Origin of the sequence: Oceaniradius stylonematis, from assembly GCF_003149475.2 — a bacterium.
GTDB classification, from domain to species: domain Bacteria; phylum Pseudomonadota; class Alphaproteobacteria; order Rhizobiales; family Rhizobiaceae; genus Roseitalea; species Roseitalea stylonematis.
The window spans coordinates 908502-927121 of record NZ_QFWV02000004.1 but is presented as its reverse complement, the minus strand read 5'-3'; the positions used below and the strand labels follow the sequence as shown (position 1 = coordinate 927121).

General features: G+C 60.8%; 22 protein-coding genes. 16 read left to right on the top strand and 6 right to left on the bottom strand.

The window, feature by feature from the left end; all coding sequences use genetic code 11:
* Positions 1-148: 148 nt before the first annotated feature.
* On the top strand, positions 149-613 hold the full coding sequence (gene cueR / locus DEM25_RS08120) for a Cu(I)-responsive transcriptional regulator (RefSeq protein ID WP_109765416.1): 465 nt from the start codon (positions 149-151) through the stop codon (positions 611-613).
* 55 nt (positions 614-668) lie between these two features.
* Here the strand turns inward: cueR and DEM25_RS18145 are convergent, their stop codons facing one another.
* From DEM25_RS18145 to DEM25_RS08110, 3 genes are all read right to left on the bottom strand, one after another.
* Positions 669-995 carry a sensor histidine kinase gene (locus DEM25_RS18145; protein WP_245412806.1) on the bottom strand — a complete coding sequence of 109 codons (327 nt, stop codon included), beginning with the start codon at positions 993-995 and terminating at the stop codon, positions 669-671.
* Positions 996-1035: 40 nt separating this feature from the next.
* Positions 1036-1407 carry a HAMP domain-containing protein gene (locus DEM25_RS18500; protein WP_439650666.1) on the bottom strand — a complete coding sequence of 124 codons (372 nt, stop codon included), beginning with the start codon at positions 1405-1407 and terminating at the stop codon, positions 1036-1038.
* A 602-nt stretch (positions 1408-2009) separates the two neighbouring features.
* Positions 2010-2732 (bottom strand): response regulator, encoded by a 723-nt coding sequence (locus tag DEM25_RS08110; protein WP_109765419.1) that lies wholly within the window; start codon positions 2730-2732, stop codon positions 2010-2012.
* 19 nt (positions 2733-2751) lie between these two features.
* On the opposite strand from DEM25_RS08110, the gene DEM25_RS08105 reads away from it, so the two are divergent.
* The 3 genes from DEM25_RS08105 to DEM25_RS08095 all read left to right on the top strand — a co-directional run bounded on the left by DEM25_RS08105 (position 2752) and on the right by DEM25_RS08095 (position 5184).
* Entirely contained in the window at positions 2752-3546 is a 795-nt protein-coding gene (locus DEM25_RS08105) for an EF-hand domain-containing protein (RefSeq protein WP_245412804.1), read from the top strand.
* A gap of 35 nt (positions 3547-3581) precedes the next feature.
* A complete protein-coding gene (locus DEM25_RS08100) occupies positions 3582-3968 on the top strand; it encodes a DUF302 domain-containing protein (RefSeq protein ID WP_109765423.1) in 387 nt (128 codons plus the stop codon).
* Positions 3969-4284: 316 nt separating this feature from the next.
* Positions 4285-5184 (top strand): saccharopine dehydrogenase family protein, encoded by a 900-nt coding sequence (locus DEM25_RS08095; protein WP_147393289.1) that lies wholly within the window; start codon positions 4285-4287, stop codon positions 5182-5184.
* On the opposite strand, the gene DEM25_RS08090 is transcribed toward DEM25_RS08095, so the two are convergent.
* The 3 genes from DEM25_RS08090 to DEM25_RS18405 form a co-directional block, all read right to left on the bottom strand.
* Positions 5099-6109 carry a DMT family transporter gene (locus DEM25_RS08090; RefSeq protein ID WP_109765767.1) on the bottom strand — a complete coding sequence of 337 codons (1011 nt, stop codon included), beginning with the start codon at positions 6107-6109 and terminating at the stop codon, positions 5099-5101. The two genes, DEM25_RS08095 and DEM25_RS08090, sit on opposite strands and share 86 nt — an antisense overlap.
* 57 nt (positions 6110-6166) lie before the next feature.
* On the bottom strand, positions 6167-8164 hold the full coding sequence (locus DEM25_RS08085) for a copper-translocating P-type ATPase (protein WP_109765427.1): 1998 nt from the start codon (positions 8162-8164) through the stop codon (positions 6167-6169).
* A gap of 114 nt (positions 8165-8278) precedes the next feature.
* The gene (locus DEM25_RS18405; RefSeq protein ID WP_109765768.1) at positions 8279-8470 is read right to left on the bottom strand and encodes a YHS domain-containing protein; all 192 of its coding nucleotides are present in this window, start codon (positions 8468-8470) and stop codon (positions 8279-8281) included.
* Between the two features lie 334 nt (positions 8471-8804).
* Here DEM25_RS18405 and DEM25_RS08075 point away from each other — a divergent pair, with 334 nt between their 5' ends.
* The 12 genes from DEM25_RS08075 (at position 8805) to DEM25_RS08025 (ending at position 18426) form a co-directional block, all read left to right on the top strand.
* Positions 8805-10052, top strand: a complete 1248-nt coding sequence (locus tag DEM25_RS08075) for an SAM-dependent methyltransferase (protein ID WP_245412802.1) — start codon at positions 8805-8807, stop codon at positions 10050-10052.
* A 109-nt stretch (positions 10053-10161) separates the two neighbouring features.
* The gene (locus tag DEM25_RS17770; RefSeq protein ID WP_158585210.1) at positions 10162-10596 is read left to right on the top strand and encodes a hypothetical protein; all 435 of its coding nucleotides are present in this window, start codon (positions 10162-10164) and stop codon (positions 10594-10596) included.
* A gap of 137 nt (positions 10597-10733) precedes the next feature.
* On the top strand, positions 10734-11090 hold the full coding sequence (locus DEM25_RS17765) for a copper resistance CopC family protein (protein WP_158585209.1): 357 nt from the start codon (positions 10734-10736) through the stop codon (positions 11088-11090).
* Between the two features lie 3 nt (positions 11091-11093).
* Positions 11094-11972, top strand: a complete 879-nt coding sequence (locus DEM25_RS08065) for a CopD family protein (protein WP_109765430.1) — start codon at positions 11094-11096, stop codon at positions 11970-11972.
* A 5-nt stretch (positions 11973-11977) separates the two neighbouring features.
* Positions 11978-13378 (top strand): multicopper oxidase family protein, encoded by a 1401-nt coding sequence (locus DEM25_RS08060; protein ID WP_342633465.1) that lies wholly within the window; start codon positions 11978-11980, stop codon positions 13376-13378.
* A 472-nt stretch (positions 13379-13850) separates the two neighbouring features.
* Positions 13851-15104 carry a type II glyceraldehyde-3-phosphate dehydrogenase gene (locus DEM25_RS08055; protein ID WP_245412801.1) on the top strand — a complete coding sequence of 418 codons (1254 nt, stop codon included), beginning with the start codon at positions 13851-13853 and terminating at the stop codon, positions 15102-15104.
* Positions 15105-15263: 159 nt separating this feature from the next.
* Positions 15264-15584: a hypothetical protein gene (locus tag DEM25_RS08050; protein ID WP_147393288.1), complete on the top strand. Its 321-nt coding sequence runs from the start codon at positions 15264-15266 to the stop codon at positions 15582-15584.
* A 59-nt stretch (positions 15585-15643) separates the two neighbouring features.
* On the top strand, positions 15644-16195 hold the full coding sequence (locus tag DEM25_RS08045) for a L,D-transpeptidase (RefSeq protein ID WP_109765437.1): 552 nt from the start codon (positions 15644-15646) through the stop codon (positions 16193-16195).
* Positions 16192-16485, top strand: a complete 294-nt coding sequence (locus DEM25_RS08040; protein WP_109765439.1) for a DUF2933 domain-containing protein — start codon at positions 16192-16194, stop codon at positions 16483-16485. Before DEM25_RS08045 ends, DEM25_RS08040 begins: the two co-directional genes overlap by 4 nt.
* A gap of 8 nt (positions 16486-16493) precedes the next feature.
* Entirely contained in the window at positions 16494-16952 is a 459-nt protein-coding gene (locus DEM25_RS08035; RefSeq protein ID WP_245412800.1) for a DUF411 domain-containing protein, read from the top strand.
* 212 nt (positions 16953-17164) lie between these two features.
* A complete protein-coding gene (locus DEM25_RS08030; RefSeq protein WP_120222673.1) occupies positions 17165-17422 on the top strand; it encodes a c-type cytochrome in 258 nt (85 codons plus the stop codon).
* Positions 17419-18426 (top strand): cation diffusion facilitator family transporter, encoded by a 1008-nt coding sequence (locus DEM25_RS08025; RefSeq protein ID WP_245412799.1) that lies wholly within the window; start codon positions 17419-17421, stop codon positions 18424-18426. Before DEM25_RS08030 ends, DEM25_RS08025 begins: the two co-directional genes overlap by 4 nt.
* Positions 18427-18620 lie beyond the last annotated feature (194 nt).

The window sequence follows — 18620 nt, the reverse complement described above, 5'->3', positions numbered from 1 at the left end:
CGTCCGGAAGACTCGCACGGCCGGACCGCCGACGATGATCGACGCCATAATGGAAGCGACCGGCGCGGCAGGACGATCTGCACACCGACGTCTTTTGCACGCCCGAGGACGATGACGCGAGAATACCCGGACGACACAGGAGGCAAGCATGAACATCGGACAAGCGGCCGACGCGTCAGGCGTTTCAGCCAAGATGATCCGCTACTATGAGCAGAACGGCCTGATCCCGCCGGCTGCCCGAACCGAGGCCGGCTACCGTGTCTATTCCGAGCAGGACGTGCACATGCTGCGGTTCATCCGGCGTGCGCGCGATCTGGGGTTCTCGGTCGATGCCATAGGCGGTCTGCTTGACCTGTGGCGCGATCAGTCCCGTCAAAGCGCCGACGTCAAACGACTGGCGCTGGAGCATGTTCGAAGCCTTCGTCGGAAAATTGGCGAACTGGAAGCCATGGCCGACACGCTGGAAGACCTGGCGGCGAACTGTTCCGGCGATCACCGACCGGACTGCCCGATCCTCAACGATCTTGAACGTCCCAAAGAAGGCCGCACGAACACGACCTCTGAACCGCGCAAGGGGGCCATCGGACTCAACATACTCAGCAGTCAGCGGTGAGATCGCAGGCCGAACGGCGCGCGTGAATCCGAATGCAGTCTCTGGGGTCGGGACCCTAGGCTTCCGTCGGACCGGGATCGGAAACCAGCGGCAAGCTTATCGCGGCTGTCAGCCCGCCTTCTGGCCGGTTGGCCAATTCGATGTTGCCGCCGTGACCCTGAATGATCGTGCGCGCGATTGCCAGGCCCAAGCCTGCCCCGCCGGTCTCACGGGAACGGGACGTTTCGATGCGTACGAAAGGATCGAAAACGCGTTCGACATCTTCCTGGGGTATGCCCGGACCATCATCGGCAACGGTGATTTCAGCGTTGTCTCCGCTGGGTGCCAGCGAAACCCGTGCGCTGCCACCATAACGAACGGCGTTGTCGATGATGTTGCGCAAGGCGCGCCTTAACGCCGTCGGACGCAGCCGTGCCCATAAATCAGGTTCTGCCGACAGCTCCACATCTTGTCCGGTTTCGGCCAAGTCGCTGCAAAGANGTCTCGTCGACCATCTGCTGCATCTCGCCGATCGTCGCAATCAGCCGCTCCCGGGTCTCCTGATCCTCGACCATTTCGGCCCGGACACGCATCGCAGTCAGCGGAGACCGCAAATCGTGGCCAAGCGCACCCAGGAGCCGGGTGCGGTCAGATACGAAGCGCGTCAGCCGCGCCTGCATCTGATTGAACGCTTCGGTCAGTTCTTGAACCTCCGAAGGACCTGCCGGGGCAAGTTCCGCAACGTGTTCGCCCCGGCCCAGGCGATCGGCCGCTCCTGCCAGACGGCTCAGCGGCCCGGTGAGACGAGAGAGCATGAACCACAACGCAGCTGCCAGGATCAATGCGGCAGTCAGTCCGAAGCTGAGAGCTGTGAGCCAAGTCCATTGTAGTGGCGGCCGTTGAAACCGGGTACCGACGTTCAGCCATTCACCGGAGCCCAGCGCGATGGAAAGGTTCATCTCTATCGCCGACATCCGGCCGTGCATCATGCGGCTATGCATCCGGGCCATGCCGTCCGGGACGCCGGCGATCGCTGGAAATCCTGCTTCGATTTCCCGCAGGTCAAGCCGGATTTCCCTGTCACCGGCCGCACCCAGCAAACCTCTAATCCGTTCGACGACGGGTCCGCTGGTGTTGTGGTCGTGGACTTGGACGTTCGGCATTGGACCGACGTCAAAGCGAACCAGCGGCGAATCGGCGGCCCGCAAGATCGATGCATGAAGCGATGGCGGCGCCTCTTCGATCAGCCTTACGACGTTGGCGGCGCGCCCGGCAGCTTCCATTCCGAGGGCCGCCCGTACGGCCAGACTGCGTTCGTCGACGAACAGGAACAGGCTGACAATCTGAGCGACAACCAGCGCGCCAAGAATCAGGATGACCAGTTGGGTACGCAGACTGATGGCAGCCAGACGCCGCATCACGATCCGACCTCGACATCTGCGGTCAGGCTATAACCGTCACCGCGAACCGTCGATATGATCTGGGGGCGTGACGGATCCTGTTCGATCTTGCGCCGAAGCCGGCTGACCTGGTTGTCGATTGTACGATCGAGCGGGGGGGCGGCACGTCCCGCAGTCAAATCCAAAAGCTGATCGCGGCTGAGAACCATGCGCGGACGCTCGAGAAAGACGGTAAGAAGCTTGAACTCGGAGCTTGTCAGATCGATTTCATTGCCGTTGTCGGCGCATAGCCGACGGCTGTCTGTGTCGAGCGTCCAGCCGGAAAATGCGACCAGCCTGCCCGACAGTTCGCCCGCGCTGCTTTCGCGTCTCTCGGCGCGCCTGAGAATAGCCTTGATGCGCGCAAGCAATTCCCGCGGATTGAAGGGCTTGGACAAATAGTCGTCGGCACCGAGCTCAAGCCCGACAATGCGATCAGTCTCTTCGGCCAGGGCCGTCAGGAACAGGATTGGCACGTCGCTCTCGGCCGAGAGACGCCGGCACACCGACAGGCCGTCTTCGCCCGGCATCATGATATCGAGCACAATCAGATCGAAGCGGCCCGACTTGAGCTTGTTGTCCATCTCGACCGCATTGCGCGCCGTAGTCGCTCGCATCCCGTTCTTTTCCAGATAGCGGCTGACGGCATCGCGGATCTCGCGATGGTCATCGACGACCAGGATGTGCGGCTGCTCATTCATGTCCTCTTCATAACGTGCGGTGACGGCATTTCAGATCAAAATTGTCCGCAAAAGTAACGAGGACCGGCGCAGTTACAGACCGATACAATCCCGCTCTGCGCGGCTATGGCGTTTTGTCTCCCATTGCTCACATGGTTGGCATCGAAACCGATTTCCAATGAGAGGTGATGTCATGAAACGCAAATCGATAATCGCTCTGAGCGCCGTTGCGGCCCTCGGCACCGCTGCCGCCTTTCCGGCCTTCGCCCAGGCCTCGATGGGCGGCCACCATCCCGGCGGACAATGGGGCGGTCCCGGCTTCGGCATGATGGGCGGCATGGCCGGTCAAGGCATGGGACCAGGACAAGCCGGTGGCATGATGGGAAACCAGCAAGACATGATGCCCATGATGATGCAGATGCATCGGCAAATGATGAGCGGTTCGGGGCCCATGGGTGGCATGATGACGGGCATGGGTCCCATGGCATTGATCATGGATGGGTTTGACGCCGACGAGGATGGGTTCGTCAGCGCGGACGAAATGCGTATGGGTCTCGCAGGCCAGCTTGAGGCGTACGACGAAGACGGCAGTGGAACTCTGTCCATCGACGAGTTCGAGACACTCCACAATGCCACATTTCGCGCGCGCATGGTGGACCGGTTTCAGGCGCTCGACGAAGATGGTGACGGTAAGGTGACAGACGCCGAATTCACGGCACCGGCCCGGATGATCGAGCGCATGGAGCAGATGCGCGCCGTGATGCCCGGCGTGATGATGCAGCCGGGCAGTGGCACGATGGACGATGATGATCGCCCAATGATGGACGACAACTGACGCCCCAAGACATTTGATCAAGTGCGAGAAGTCCGATGAGCTACACCATGACCCGTTTGATTGCCGACGGTGATTTCGAGACGGTCGATGCGAAAGTTCGCGATGCCCTTGCCGACAAAGGTTTTGGCATCCTGACCGAGATCGACGTCAAAGCAACAATGAAGAAAAAGATCGGCAAGGAGATGCCGTCCTACCGGATCCTGGGGGCCTGCAATCCGGAAATGGCCTGGGAAGCGATCGCGATCGAGCCACGTGTCGGTGCCATGTTGCCGTGCAACGTCATCATCAGACAAACCCGGGATGGAGTCGAAGTCAGCGCGGTCGATCCTGTGGCCTCGATGAAGGCCATCGACAATGACGACCTGGTTCAGGTGGCCGGCGAAGTCCGGGACATGTTGTCAGAGGTTGTCGCATCGGTGTGACGCGCGAGCCGACAAGCGTTCCGGTTTTCGGCTTGTTGTTCTGATCGGCGCGGTTTCGGTCGTGGCAATGTTTTTTTGCCTTCGAGCAGAGAGGTCCAACCAGGGCTCAAAATAGGAACAAGCAATTGACACCCGATAGCATTGCGCGCGACACGGACATGACGGCGCAGGTGTGGATCATCGGCGGTTACGGCGACGTCGGCCGCAAGCTTGCCGGCATGCTTGACAGGATTGCAGGCTTTCCGTCGTCATCGCGGGCCGGGATGGCAGCAAGGCCGACGCCGCGGCGGCCGCGATCGGGCCGCAGATCCGTGGTGTGGGTCTTGATGTCACACATGCCGATGCCGAAAAACTGCCGCCTGCGGCTTACGTCAACCTTGTCGAAGCGACACCTCCCGATCTCGTTGCAGCGCTGGTTTCCCGGGGAGCGCGCATGATCGAATCTTCAGCAACACCAACCTATCTCAAGGCATTGGAATACGCAGTGAAAGAACGCCCGGGGCCGGGCCTCCTGGCCCTCAATGCCGGCGTTTCACCTGGATTGACCAACGTGATGGCGGCAGCCCTCAAGCGCCGCTTCCCGGATACGCGCAGCGCCGATATCGTGATCGAGATCGGCATGGGCCGGCATCATGGCAACGCGGCGACCCGGTGGACCTTCGCCAGCATGGGCGCGGATTATCCGGCCTGGCATGAGGGTAACGAGACCCGCGTTCGGCCCGGCGCACTCAGCCGAAAGGTGCGTTTTGAAGGCGACCGGTCCGCACGCCTTGCTCTTGGCTTCGGTTTTTCCGATCAGATTGCAATCGGCCGGCAACTAAATCTCGGCGGTGCTTGGACTTTTCTTGCCGTCGATCCGCCTTGGGTGACCCGGGCGATTCAAGCGACGCTTCGTGCCGGGCTCGGAGCGGTTCTGGCAGGTCAGGCCGGGCGGTTGACGGACCTGTTCGCGCGCGGGCCGACCATGGGCCGCTCGGGAACACGTCTCCTTGTCGAAGGCCACGATGACGCCGGGAGTGTATCGGGGCGGATCGAGATACATACGGGTAGTCAGGCGGCGGCGACGGCCGCCATGCTCGCACTGGCCGTGCGCTCGGTTTTGGAGATTGACGCCTCCGGCATCGGCCAGTTCAACGATCTGGTGACGCTCGGCGATGCCGTGGCGGCTTTGAAGACGGCTGCGCCCGAAACGCGTGTTTTTGGCCGCGGCGACTGACTTCGTTGGTATCGCTTCGTCCATTTGACGCTAGATACACGCCAACAACAGAAATCACGGCGCCGGCGATCGTGATTGTCGTTATCGTCTCACCAAAATAAGCCCAGCCGACGGTCAGGCCGATGATCGGCACCACAAAGCTGAACGAGACTGCCTGCGAGACCGAAAGGTGTGCCAGCGTGATCTGCCACATCCAGAACGCAAGTGCGGTGCCGGGCAGAGCCAGGCCAAGAAGCGAAACAAGGAACCTGCCGCTCCAGTTGACCTGTGTCGGATCTTCCAGCGCCATTGCGAGAATGGCCAGAAGCATGGCTCCGATGATCAACTGCAATCCCATCGCCATGACAGGCGCTACGCGCAAACCAAGCTGTCGAATGGCGATGTTGCCCGCGGCAACGCCCAATGTCGCCAGCAAGACATAGCCAAAGCCGACCGAACTTGTGCTTGAGGATCCTGCGCTGAAATTCGGTGTCGCGATCACGACGATTCCGGAAAAACCGATCATCAGTCCGGTCCAGCCCATCAGCCCGGCACGCTCTGCCAGAAAGGCTGCGGCGAGCAGTCCGGCAATCAGGGGCTGAGTGTTGGATATAACGGTTGCCAGACCCGGCGCAACGAACTCGGCTCCGTGAAACATGCCGAAGTAGCCGATGCCTGTCATGCCGACGCCCGCCAGCACGATCCAGCCCCACTCGATCCTCTGTTTGGGCCAGCTCGCGCCGGTGGCCAGCGCAACCAGCATCAGGGCCGCGCCGCCGATCAGGGCGCGCAAGGCGGCAAACGTCAGATGCGGGGCATCATCGAGCGCCAGTGCAATCAGCGGATAACACGATGCCCAAAGCGCCATGACGGCAATCGCCAACAATCGTGGTTTGGGGCCAGGGCCCAATAATCCGGCGGCAACGCACCTGGCCCTAGCTGCCATCGTCCGGGCGACATGCGTTGACACGGACCAAGAGCAACAATTGATCGGCGACAATGCTCATCCGCCCGCTAGCGCTGACCGGTCCGCGCTTTGTGATGTTGCTGTGCCTGCCCCGTTCCGGTGCTTCTTGAGCGTCAACAACTGCGCGTTGACCGCGCAAATGACCGTGCTGGCCGACATGAAGATTGCACCGATTGCGGGGCTGAGGACGAGACCCCAGGGAAAAAACACCCCGGCGGCGGCGGGTATCGCAAACGCGTTGTAACCTGTCGCCCAAGCAAGGTTCTGGATCATCTTGCCGTAGGTCGCCCGGGCCAGGCCGAGGATAGCGGCAACATCGCCGGGATCGGACCGCACCAGAATGATGTCGGCCGTTTCGATCGCGACGTCGGTCCCTGCGCCGACGGCGATACCCACATTGGCCTGTGCCAGGGCGGGAGCATCGTTGACGCCGTCGCCGGTCATCGCAACGATCAATCCACGGCTCTGTATCTCCTTGACTGTATCTGCTTTCTGCTGTGGCAGAACCTCGGCGATCACTTCATCAAGACCGATCTCCTCGCCGACCCAATTGGCGACCTGCTGATTGTCGCCGGTGAGCATGATGCAGCGTATGCCCATGGCCTGCAGATCGGCGATCGCTTGTCTGGATTCCGGCCGGATGATGTCGGCAAGCGCGATAGCGCCAGCAAGTTCATCATCGATGAGCACAAAGACCACGGTCTTGCCTTGCGCGCTCAGTTCTTCAAAACGCGGATCATCAATTGATATTCCCCGCGAGCGCACAAACCCGGGACTGACCACCTTTACGTCACGATCCTTGACCTTGCCCTCGGCACCCTTGCCGGGAATCGCCCTGAAATGGTCGACGGTCCAGATGTCTTCCGCATCGTTGACGATACCCTTTGCGATCGGATGTTCGGACTGCATTTCGACGGCCGCCGCATAGGAGACGATGTCACGCGCACCGAAGGCTTCGTCGAAGACCAGAGTATCGGTGATGCCGAACTCGCCCTTGGTCAGCGTGCCGGTTTTATCGAAGATGATTGCCTCGGTGTTTCGCGCTTCCTCGAACGCGGTCCGGTCGCGAATGAGCAGACCGTTGGAAGCTGCGATCGCGGTCGAGCGCGCGACGACAAGCGGAACGGCGAGGCCAAGCGCATGCGGACAGGCTATGACCATAACGGTGACGGCGCGTTCCATGGCGAAAGCGAAGTCTTGGCCGGTGAGAAGTGTCCAGAAAAGAACCGTGACAAGCCCGCCTCCAAGGGCGATGAAAGTCAGCCAGCGCGCCGCATTGTTCGCCAGATCCTGGGTTTTCGACTTGCTGGCTTGCGCCTCTTCGACCAGTTTGATGACGCTTGACAGAAAACTGTCTTCACCCGTCTTGGCGACTCTGATCGTCAATGCTCCTTCGCCATTGATCGATCCGCCGATCACCTCGGCGTCGGGCGCCTTGTGAATCGGCTTGGACTCCCCGGTGAGCATGGATTCGTTCAAAGACGATTCGCCCTTCACGATGACCGCGTCGGCGGGAACCTTCTCACCCGGTTTGACAAGAAGCGTCTCGCCGCCTTGCAGTTCTGAAACGGCGATTTCGCGAACGCTGCCATCGGCTTCCACCAGATGTGCCGTGTCCGGCATCAAGCTGGCAAGTTTCTCCAGGGCCTTGCCCGCACCCATGACCGACTTCATCTCGATCCAGTGCCCAAGCAGCATGATCGCAATCAGCGTCGCGAGCTCCCAGAAGAAGGTCTCCTCGCTGCCGATCACGACCATGGCCATGGAATAGGCATAGGCGGCAGTGATGGCGACTGCGATCAGCGTCATCATTCCGGTGCGGCCGGAGCGGACCTCGGACCAAAGGCCGGTCAGAAAGGGCCAGCCTCCGTAGAAGTAGACAAGCGTCGACAGCGCTGCGAGCACATAGCTGTCGCCTCGAAATTCGAGGGCTTCTTCAAGGCCGAGCCATCCCTGGATCATCGGCGCAAGCGCGAGGATCGGGACGGTGGCGGCGAGCGTGGCCCAAAAGCGCTTTCTAAAATCGGCAATCATCGCCGCATGATCGTGTCCGCCATGCCCACCATGGCCGCGATGACCGCTCGCCTTGCCGCGAGAGTGATGAGTGTGGCGATTATGATGATTCAGAGTCTGTCCCATGGGTCCTTCTCAAGAGGCCTTCTTTTCCGATGGACTGTCGCCTTTTGGCTTTGGCGCCGACGCAAACGCCGATGGCTCCAGCCGGAACCGCCGGTGACAGACAGCCGAGCAGAAGAAATACTCCCATCCTTCGTGTTCCGCGCTTGCATAGACCTCGTCCAGGTCAATGTGACGTCCGCAAACCGGGTCCTTAACCTTCATGGCTGGCTCCATTAGCTGACCGACAGTTGCAGCGAGCGAAGAAACCTCCACACGCTGGTCAACGAGATCGATCCGGCCGTTCCTTTAACGGACGCAGCAGGCGTCAAAGCGTTACACATCGAACAGGTCGGGCGGTGCCCGATCGGGTGCATCGCTTTTTGAACGGCGCTGGACGGCGCCATTGCGCCCCGATCCTTGAGCCGGCCGTCCGGACAGTGATTTGCATCGCGGCCAATTGTAACCCGGCCGGACGGCCGGCGTCCTTTTTCCTGCCAACCAATGCTCTAATGTCGAGACATCACGCGTTGCGGACCGGCGGGAAAGGAGGATGTGCGTGGCAATTGGTGCAAAGCTGCTGGATCGCCTGCTGAAACGACAGATCCAGATCGGGCGTCTTGACCTGACATATCCGGACGGCGGCAAGATCATATACGGTCAGCGGACTGCGGTGCCGGTGCGCGCCCAAATCAAAGACGCGCGCTGGATCGGGCGCATCCTGCGCAATCCCGAACTGCGAGTCGGCGAGGCCTACATGGACGGCGCGCTGACACTCTGTGACCGGTCGATTTACCACCTGCTCGATCTCGTCTGGACCAATATCTATGGTGATGACGGCACGGCTCAAAACAGAGGTTCGGCCTGGTTGTCACGGATGATGCAGGGCCCCAATCCGCCGTCCCGGGCTCGTCGCAACGTCGCGCACCACTACGACCTGGGCGATGCGCTCTACCGACTGTTTCTCGATGACGACATGCAGTATTCGTGTGCCTACTTCGCCCGGCCCGACATGTCGTTGGACGAGGCGCAGGCCGCCAAGAAAGCGCACATTGCCCGCAAGCTTGCGATCAAGCCGGGTCACCGGGTTCTCGACATCGGCTCGGGCTGGGGCGGATTGGCGCTTGGCCTGGCCCGGCTCGGAGCGTCGGATGTTCTTGGCATCACGCTGTCATCGGAACAGCTTGCCACAGCCCGCAAGCGCGCGACCGAACAGGGGTTGGGCAACCAAGTCCATTTCGAACTTGCCGATTACCGCTCGCTTGACGGCCAGTTCGACCGCATCGTCTCGGTCGGCATGCTCGAACATGTCGGCGCACGGCATTACTCCGAATACTTCGCTCGGATCGCCAGGCTCTTGTCCGATGACGGCGTTGCGCTCATTCATACCATCGGGCGGACGACGCCGCCGGGCGTGACAAATCCGTGGATCGACAAATACATCTTCCCCGGCGGCTACATCCCGGCGCTTTCCGAACTCATGCGGCACATCGAGCAACTTCGGCTTCATGTGCTGGATATCGAGGTCTTGCGACTGCACTATGCCGAAACGCTCAGGGCCTGGCGCAAGCGGTTCCTCGATAATGCTGATCAGGCTGCCGCGCTCTATGATGAGCGCTTCGTGCGCATGTGGGATTTCTACCTGTCCGGCAGCGAATTGTCGTTCCGCCACGGCGATCATGTCGTCTTCCAACTCCAATTGGGCCGCCGTCAGGACGCGGTCCCTCTGGTCCGCGACTACCTCTACCTCCGATCCCCTCAAGACGCGGCGACAGCGGCAAACAGCGCTGCAACGCAAAGGGTTTGACGCATCTGCCGTCGAGCCATCGACGCGGTGTTGGCAACGCGCGGCCATCTGGCACGGAAGATAGATGTCTTCTTAAGCAATTTTGCTGACACTTTGGCTGTCAGGCGGCATGACTTGGTCACATTCGGTGCCTAACAGCGCCTTCGACAACGGCACAGGATTCGTCGATTCGATGCGGATTGCGCACCGGCAGAAAAGGCTCATCGCGACATGGTTTTCCATGTTCGCCGTCCTGATGCTGTTTCTGGCAGGTGGCACGTTTGCGCATGCAGATGCGGTGAAGACACCGGCGTCTGACTGTTATTCGAGTTCCAAGTCGCCATCGGTCCACGCCGCTGGAGCGCATGAAACCAGCGGATGCAAGTCCAGTACGCCATCGCAATCCCTGCATTGTGGCGCCCATATTCTGTTGGCGCCGGCCGTCGCCGACTTGTCCGACACGACCGCAGATCACACGCCAATCGACTGGCCCGTCAAAGCTCTGACCGGTCGCTCGAACGCGCTGGATCCGCCCCCGCCCAGATATCCTTCTTCCTTGATCTGATAAGCAATCCCGGCGACCGTGAACGGCGCCGGCCCCAGTCCATTGAACGCTCATTGCCATGGTCGCACGATTGTCGGCCTGATGCCGATGACGGCGCAACGCGCAGCGTTGGACAAGGAAGAAAGAGGATACCAAGCATGAAGAAATCCATTGTGGCGCTTGCGGCGCTGCTGCTTGCAGCAACACCCGCCCTGTCCCATTCCGAAATGAACATGACCGAGCCTGCGGACGGAGCGACGCTCGATGCCGTCCCCGAAACGATCCAGCTGAAGTTCACGGCACCCGCGCGTGTGATGAAAGTGGAGATGATGCACACGAACGGCGCAGCCAGTCACACCAGGGCGATCGAAATACCGACATTCGCAATGGTTGATGCGATCAGCCTGACGCCTGAGTTCATGGGCGCTGGTCGATACGAGGTGAACTGGCGTGCTCTCGGGGAAGACGGCCATGTCATGACTGGCTCGTTTTCCTTCACCGTCGAAGGAGAATGAACCTTGGGCGATGTCTTCATGATTTGGAGCTTGCTTGCTGCCGCAAGCAAGCTGATCATCTACGTGGCGAGCTTCCTGGCGGTCGGTACGCTCTTGTTCCGCCTCGGTTTGCCGCGCGCCGGCGATGAAGTGGCGGATGCGCTGCGGCCGCTGGCGATCGCTGCCACGCTGATCGCCATAGCGGCGACACTGTTCCGTGTGCTGGTGCAAGCTGGACGGCTGATGGACGATTGGGGCGGCATGGTCGATCCCAACATCGTCATGATCAGTTTGCAAGGCCCCTTGGGTGAGTCCACCTACGTCCGCCTCGGAGGTTTGGCGCTGATCCTGCTCGCGGCGCTGTTCCGTCCAGTGCGGGCGCCGGCGACGTTGTTCGGCGCGATTATGGTCGCTGCTTCGTTTGCCCTGACCGGCCACGCCACGCGCGAACCGCAATGGCTGCTCGGTGGGCTGATCACGTTTCATTTGTTGGCGGTGGCCTATTGGTTTGGTGCGTTGGCCCCGCTGTACCGCTTGACCTTGTTCGATGGCGGTGCATCCCACGCCGCCGAGATCGCCGACCGGTTCGGCCGGCAAGCAAGTATCATCGTGCCCATGCTGATCCTCGCGGGAGGCACTTTTGCCTATGTTCTGCTTGGCGGTATCGAGCCGCTTTGGGCATCCGACTACGGGCGGGTTCTGATCGGCAAGCTGGTGCTCGTATCGATCGTGCTCGGTATCGCCGCGCTCAACAAATGGCGTTTCGTGCCGGCGCTGGCGGTTGATGCCGAGCGCGCGGCGCCGCGTTTCCGAAGATCGCTGCGATACGAAACCATGGCTTTTCTGCTGATCTTCACGGCAACCGCCTTGCTGACCACATCCTTCACCGTTCCAGTTTCTTGAGGTTCATGATGCACATCACACGCCGACATTTTGTGGGCGGGGCAGGTCTTGCTGCGCTCGCCGTCCAGTTTCCATCGCTCGCGCTCGCCCGCCAGGGCAGCTTCATCGATCTGGTTGCTGGTCCCTCCCAGCAAGCCATTTTCCAGCCGGATGGGCCGGCATCCGACCTATGGACGTACAACGGCTCGGCGCCCGGGCCAGAAATACGTGTGCGACGCGACGAGCGGGTACGGGTCCGTTTGACCAACAACCTTGAAGAGCCAACATCCCTGCACTGGCATGGCATTCGTATCGACAACGCCATGGATGGCGTTGCCGGGCTGACACAGGAGCCGATCGAACCCGGCGAGAGCTTCGAGTATGACTTCGTCGCGCCCGATGCGGGTACCTATTGGTATCACGCCCACAACAAGAGCTGGAACCAGGTCGCGCGCGGCCTTTACGGACCGCTGATCGTCGACGAAGACGAGGTTCCCTTTGATCGGGCGCATGATCTGACGCTGGTCATCGACGATTGGCGGCTGGCCGGCGAAGGCACGCTGGATGTGGCAAGCCTCGGCTCGCTGATGGACTGGAGCCATGACGGGCGTTTGGGCAATTGGCTGACGGTCAATGGCCGGGCCATGCCGGTCAATATGTTGAATGCAGGTGAGCCTTACAGGCTTCGCCTGATCAACGCCTCCAACGCTCGAATCCTCGAAATCGATCCGAACCGTTTCGATGCAAAAGTGATCGCCTATGACGGGCAGGCTCTGCCCGAGCCGGTGCGCCTGACCTACGCGCCGCTCATGGTCGGTCCGGCGCAACGCGTCGACCTGCTGATCGTACCGCAAGCGGGATCGGATTTCGTCATCGAAGAGCTGTCGGGCGACACGCCATTTGCCTTTGCCGGGTTTGAAGTCCGGGGCGAAACGGCGGACGGGCCGGGTGTGCCGTCATTGCCGGTCAACGATCTGCCCGAACCTGAATTGGCTGGCGCACGGACGGTTCGCGTCGAGATGACGGGCGGTGCGATGGGCAACATCGGACGCGTTACCTACAATGGCAAAGTGCTCGAAGGCTCCGACTTCCGCGACACCGGCCAGGTCTGGGCGTTCAACGGTATCGCCAATCTTCCCGAGACGCCGCTATATTCGGCGCAACGCGGCGAAACGATCGTCATCGAGACCGTCAACAATACAGCGTTCGTTCACGCCATGCATGTCCACGGCCACCATTTCCGCGTCATCGAACGCTCGGGCAGCGAGATCGATGTTGGTCAGCCATGGCGGGATACGTTTCTCGTCGGGCCGCAACAGACAACCAGGATCGCCTTCGTTGCCGACAATCCCGGCAAGTGGCTCTATCACTGCCACATGCTCGAACACGCCGCGGGCGGCATGAACACATGGTTCGAGGTGACCTGAGCCAACGGCCAAGTGCAAGACATGCAATAGCGGTAGCAGACGATGGGCCGCCGTCTCGCATATTGTCCGCCTTCAAGCGGCCCGAACTGGTTTGGCGGGACAGCCGGCCTCCTCCAGCACCGCCACCAGATCCTCGACTGGTGCATTGGACGTCGCCCAATCTTGGCGACGTTTTTTCCTTCCGGCGTTCTCCGCTCCATCACTGGTGTTGAGTCATCGAACGGCTTGCCGCCGATCGCTTGGTCCGGATCATTTATCTGCGTTGCGATGAGCCGGCTCTGGCCATGGCGGCCTGCGCCGAACCCGGCAGCCGGCCAGCGGAGTCGCGATACGCGCTGACGGAACAAGGTTCCCGTCGCATCGAGATGAGGCGCAATGGATCCCAAACTGTAACGAACGCTTCTTTCGAGCGTCCCTATTGGCGATCCCGCCGCGCCTGTCGCGCCGAGTTGGCCGACCGTGGGATACCGGAATGATAGACCCAGACAGAACCCGAACCCCGGCGTCCTTGAGATTCGCATTTGGCCTGGCCCTTCCGGTCTTTCTGGCTGCCGCCGGCGTTCGCCTTTGGCACGTGAAACCAGCAAGCGACAATGGCGTCACCGAAAACGATTTAGGCAAGCGGATGACCGACCCGCAAGCGATGGAGGAACAAATGGCTGAAAACGACAGCACAAGAGTGGCGGTGAATGGCTATGGCGTCATCGGCAAACGCGTGGCCGATGCGATCGCCGCCCAGGATGACATGGAGTTGTCGGGGGTCGCCGACATCACCGGCGATTGGCGCGCTCATATCGTCAAACACAAGGGCTTCCAGCTTTACGCCGCGTCCGACGGCCATGCATCGCCAATGCAAGATGCTGGTCTCGAGATCGCTGGTGTTTTGGATGAATTGCTTGAACAATCGGACATCGTCGTCGACTGCACGCCAAAGCGGATCGCGGCGAAGAATGTCGAACTGTACCGCCGACGCGGCATCAAATTCATCGTTCACGGCGGCGAAGCACATGATGTCACCGGCCATTCATTCGTGGCCGAAGCCAATTACGATAGCGCGGTTGATCGAAACAGCACCAGGGTCGTGTCGTGCAACACCACATCCATCGTGCGGACGTTGAGTGCCCTCAAAAGAGCAGGACTGCTGCGAAGAGCGCGCGGAACGCTCCTTCGCAGAGCGACCGATCCTTGGGAAAGTCATTTGGGCGGCATCATGAATACACTGGTTCCCGAGGCCACAATCCCAAGCCATCAAGGCCCGGATACGCAAAGCGTGGACCCCGATCTCGACGTGGTCACGATGGCCGTCAAGGTTCCCCAGACGCTGGCGCATTTGCACTATTGGACTGTTCAACTCACGCGAAACGTCGAGGAGGAGGAGGTGCTGAATGCCCTTCGGACGTCTTCGCGGATTGCGCTTGTGCGCGCCGGAGATGGGTTGAACGCCATCAATGCGATCAAAGAGATGATGGCCGACCTTTCCCGGCCTTACGACAGTCTCTACGAAGTTGCGGTGTGGGAAGACATGCTGAAGGTGCACGGCGACGAGTTGTTCTACGCTTACATGGTCGACAACCAGGCCATTGTGATCCCCGAAACCATCGACGCGATCAGAGCGCTTACCGGTACGATCAAGGATGGCCCTGAATCAATCGCCAAGACCGATGCGGCGCTGGATATCGGTCTGGCCGCGATTGGCGCACGGCTTGCCGCTCAAGGCAATCGCTAGAAAACTCCCGAGGCGGTCGAACCGGCGAAGACGCAGGAAGACGAAGGTCGTCGCCCTCGAGTTGACGATCTCATGGAGCCATACCATCTCGTGAAGAAGCCAGATGTGGAAAACCAAATGAGATTGGTCTAAAACGGCGGCATGAAGCGCGTACTGAGCATGATCGTGATGCTGGCACTGGTGGCGGCAATGGCCGTCCCCGGCACGACGCTCGACGGAGCGTCGGGCTTCAAGGCGGATGCCGCCGGTCATGGCCAGTTGACCGAGCTCAGCTTGGCGGACATGCTTGCCGATTGCTGCGGCGTCGAGGACAGCAAGATGCATCATGCCATGGGCGGTTGTGCCATGGATTGCGGCAACGCCGTGCCATCGATCATCGGCTTTCTCGCCGAAACGGACGCCGACCTCAGGATCACCCGTTCCGGAGCCGCGCCTGACGGCATAGCCCTACCCCAGTTTCGACCTCCGATTGCTGCCTGATTTCTCATAGCCGGCACCTATCAGGGTGCCTTCGCGAAATCAGCCAATCGAGGTTTCTCATGATCACAAAGCGCACGTTTGTGCTGGGCGTTACCGCCAGCGCATTTCTGCCTGGCTTGCCTGCCCGGGCCCATACGCCAACGCTCGACCCTAAATTCCTGCCGCAAAATGTCCGTATGTCGGGCTATGCGCCGGGCACCATCATCATCGACCCACGCAACCATTTTCTGTATCTGCAGCAAGGCGGCGGACAGGCACGGCGCTATGGCGTCGGCGTCGGCCGGGCAGGTCTGGCCTTCAAGGGCACGGCCGTCATCGGCCGCAAGGCCGAGTGGCCTCGCTGGACACCAACCCAAAACATGATCCGCCGCGAGCCGGAGAAGTACGCCCGCTATGCCGGCGGGGTCCCCGGCGGGCCGAACAATCCGCTCGGCGCGCGGGCGCTTTATCTCTACCGCAATGGCAGAGACACGCTCTACCGGATTCACGGCACCAACCAGCCGCAATCCATTGGGCAGTCGGTGTCCAATGGCTGTATTCGCATGATCAACGATCATGTGGTCGATCTGTATGAGCGCGTGCCGCTCGGCGCGAAGGTGGTGGTGCTATGAAGACGCCATACAATCCCTACCGGCGCTCCGTTCCGGCCATTCCGGCCAGCAAACAGTCGGGCAAAGAAACGGAACACTCGGTGTCCCATTGGCTGATGATGGCCTGTTGCGTGGCGATGGTCGCCGGCGTCGGGCTGATCGTTCTGGCGGCACCCGAAGGCCAACCCCTGACACAGCTGCTCTGGGCGGCCTCGCCGCTTCTGGCGTGTCTGGGCATGCATCTCGTGATGCACAAGCTGATCGGCACGAGTTGCCATTCCGAGAAATCGAAAAAGGATACCGAACAATGAAAAGGGCCATGATCGGGATCGCCGTTGCGGCCACCGTCGCAACACTTGCCTCAGCCTCCGCGCAAGAGGCCGATCCGGAAAAATCCATCCTCGTCTTCAAAACGCCGTGGTGCGGCTGCTGCCAGGTCTGGGCCGACAAGATGATCGAGGCCGGCTACACCGTCGAGACCCGCGACATGAACGATCTGTCGCTGATCAAGAAGCAGGGCGGAGTGACCGACCAATTGGCCGGCTGCCACACCTCGGTCATCGGCGGCGAACGCAAATACGTGCTCGAAGGTCACGTTCCAATTGCAGCCGTGGAAAAGCTGATGTCGGAGAAACCGGACGTTCGCGGCTTGGCCGTGCCTGGCATGCCGCAAGGGTCGCTGGGCATGGGATTCGATGACAACGCCCAATACAACGTTTATGCCTATTCGGATCGCAGCGGTGAACAGCCGGCAGTCTTCCTGCGGATGGGTCAATGACCCGACCCCGAATCTATCAGTCCTCGCCAGCCGGATCCTCGACATGAAGTCTCGGATCTGGCTTGGGGCAGGCGGAATTGCGGTTGCGGCGCTAGCCGCAGTGGCCGCGATCCGCCTGACAGGGGGCGGGGCGGATCCGGGCGGAGCCGAGCTCCTCCGCCCGNCTTAAAGGCGAGGTCGCCGATTGGCGCTCGCCCAAACCGGACGGATTGATGCCCGCGCCGCCGCATGATGAAACCGGCCACACCTGGCACCATCCCGATCAAGTGTTGTTCGACATCACCAAACTGGGTGTCGTGCGTGCAGCAAACCTCGAAAACTACCGGTCGGCCATGCCTGCCTATGAAGACATCCTGACCGACGACGAAATCATCGCGATCCTCAGCTACATCAAGAGCACGTGGCCCGCCGATGTTCGCGAACGCCATGACGAACTCAACCGCGTCTACTCTATGGAGCCTCGCTCGTGAGCGCTGATCAGGACGGAATGGAAAGCAACCATGCTGGTTCGGGCAAAGCGCGAACCGGCCACGGCGGACAGGGCCATGCCGGGCATCTGCCATCCAGCGGCCGGGCGCTGACTATCTCGGCCTGGTTGACCGGTGTCTATTTCGTTATCGAGTTGCTTGTCGGCCTGTGGACGGGTTCGGTGGCGGTGATCTCCGATGCCTTCCACACCTTCTCTGCCGTGGGCGGTGTGCTGGTTGCAATCGTTGCATCGCGGCTGGCTCGGAGACCTGCCGACCTGCGACGGACGTTCGGCTGGTATCGCGCCGAGATCATCGGCGCGCTGGTCAATGGCGCATTCCTGCTGGTCATGGCGCTGATTGTGATCGTGATGGGCGTCATGCGGTTGGGCGCGCCAATTCATCTGCCGACAGGGCCAATGTTGCTTGTCGCCAGTGGCGGTATCGTCACCGAAGTGATCGCGCTTTATCTGCTCTACCGCCAGCAGGGCCAGGACCTGAACATCCGCGGCGCCTATTGGCACATCATTCAGACCTTCGTCGGCAGCCTGATCATTATCGTCGCGGCGCTTGTCATCCAGTTCACCGGCTTCCTCGCCATCGATCCGCTGCTGGGTGTCGCGTTTGGCTTCGTTTTGCTGTGGGCGAGCTGGGGCATATTGCGAGATGCGGTCCACTTGTTGATGGACGGCACGCCGGACGACGTGTCGCTGTCCCGGGTCATCACGGCGCTGGAAGCTCTCGATGGCGTCTCCGATATCCACCATGTGCACGGCTGGGCGTTGACCAGCGGCCGCTACGTGTTCTCCGCTCACGTCCGCACAGCACCGGAATGGCACGGAGACGCCGGAGAATTGCTCCAGACGGCGCATGCGCTTCTGCGTGAACGCTTTGGCTTCTTCTTCGTGACGCTTCAGATCGAAACGGCATGTCTCGACGAAACCGCTTCGGACGCGATCGATGTGACACGCCGGACAGATCACGCAGCCCGGAAACCGCATGGCTGAACGGAAACGAAGCCGCGAGATGATCGTTTCGATGATCGGAACGGCACACCGGCCAATCGACAAGGAAGGCAAAAGGAAATGATGGGTAATGGAATGATGGACAGTGCTTGGGGTATGGGCGGCATGGGCCTGATCGGTCTTCTGGTGCTGGTGTTTCTCGTGCTCGGCGTCGCCGCCCTCATCAAATATCTGAT

Coding starts and splice junctions, on each gene's coding strand:
- cueR (WP_109765416.1), top strand. CDS start 149: ATGAACATCGGACAAGCGGCCGACGCGTCAGGCGTTTCAGCCAAGATG.
- DEM25_RS08110 (WP_109765419.1), bottom strand. CDS start 2,732: ATGAATGAGCAGCCGCACATCCTGGTCGTCGATGACCATCGCGAGATC.
- DEM25_RS08100 (WP_109765423.1), top strand. CDS start 3,582: ATGAGCTACACCATGACCCGTTTGATTGCCGACGGTGATTTCGAGACG.
- DEM25_RS08090 (WP_109765767.1), bottom strand. CDS start 6,109: ATGGCAGCTAGGGCCAGGTGCGTTGCCGCCGGATTATTGGGCCCTGGC.
- DEM25_RS08085 (WP_109765427.1), bottom strand. CDS start 8,164: ATGATTGCCGATTTTAGAAAGCGCTTTTGGGCCACGCTCGCCGCCACC.
- DEM25_RS18405 (WP_109765768.1), bottom strand. CDS start 8,470: ATGAAGGTTAAGGACCCGGTTTGCGGACGTCACATTGACCTGGACGAG.
- DEM25_RS17770 (WP_158585210.1), top strand. CDS start 10,162: ATGACTTGGTCACATTCGGTGCCTAACAGCGCCTTCGACAACGGCACA.
- DEM25_RS17765 (WP_158585209.1), top strand. CDS start 10,734: ATGAAGAAATCCATTGTGGCGCTTGCGGCGCTGCTGCTTGCAGCAACA.
- DEM25_RS08060 (WP_342633465.1), top strand. CDS start 11,978: ATGATGCACATCACACGCCGACATTTTGTGGGCGGGGCAGGTCTTGCT.
- DEM25_RS08055 (WP_245412801.1), top strand. CDS start 13,851: ATGATAGACCCAGACAGAACCCGAACCCCGGCGTCCTTGAGATTCGCA.
- DEM25_RS08050 (WP_147393288.1), top strand. CDS start 15,264: ATGATCGTGATGCTGGCACTGGTGGCGGCAATGGCCGTCCCCGGCACG.
- DEM25_RS08045 (WP_109765437.1), top strand. CDS start 15,644: ATGATCACAAAGCGCACGTTTGTGCTGGGCGTTACCGCCAGCGCATTT.
- DEM25_RS08040 (WP_109765439.1), top strand. CDS start 16,192: ATGAAGACGCCATACAATCCCTACCGGCGCTCCGTTCCGGCCATTCCG.
- DEM25_RS08035 (WP_245412800.1), top strand. CDS start 16,494: ATGATCGGGATCGCCGTTGCGGCCACCGTCGCAACACTTGCCTCAGCC.
- DEM25_RS08030 (WP_120222673.1), top strand. CDS start 17,165: ATGCCCGCGCCGCCGCATGATGAAACCGGCCACACCTGGCACCATCCC.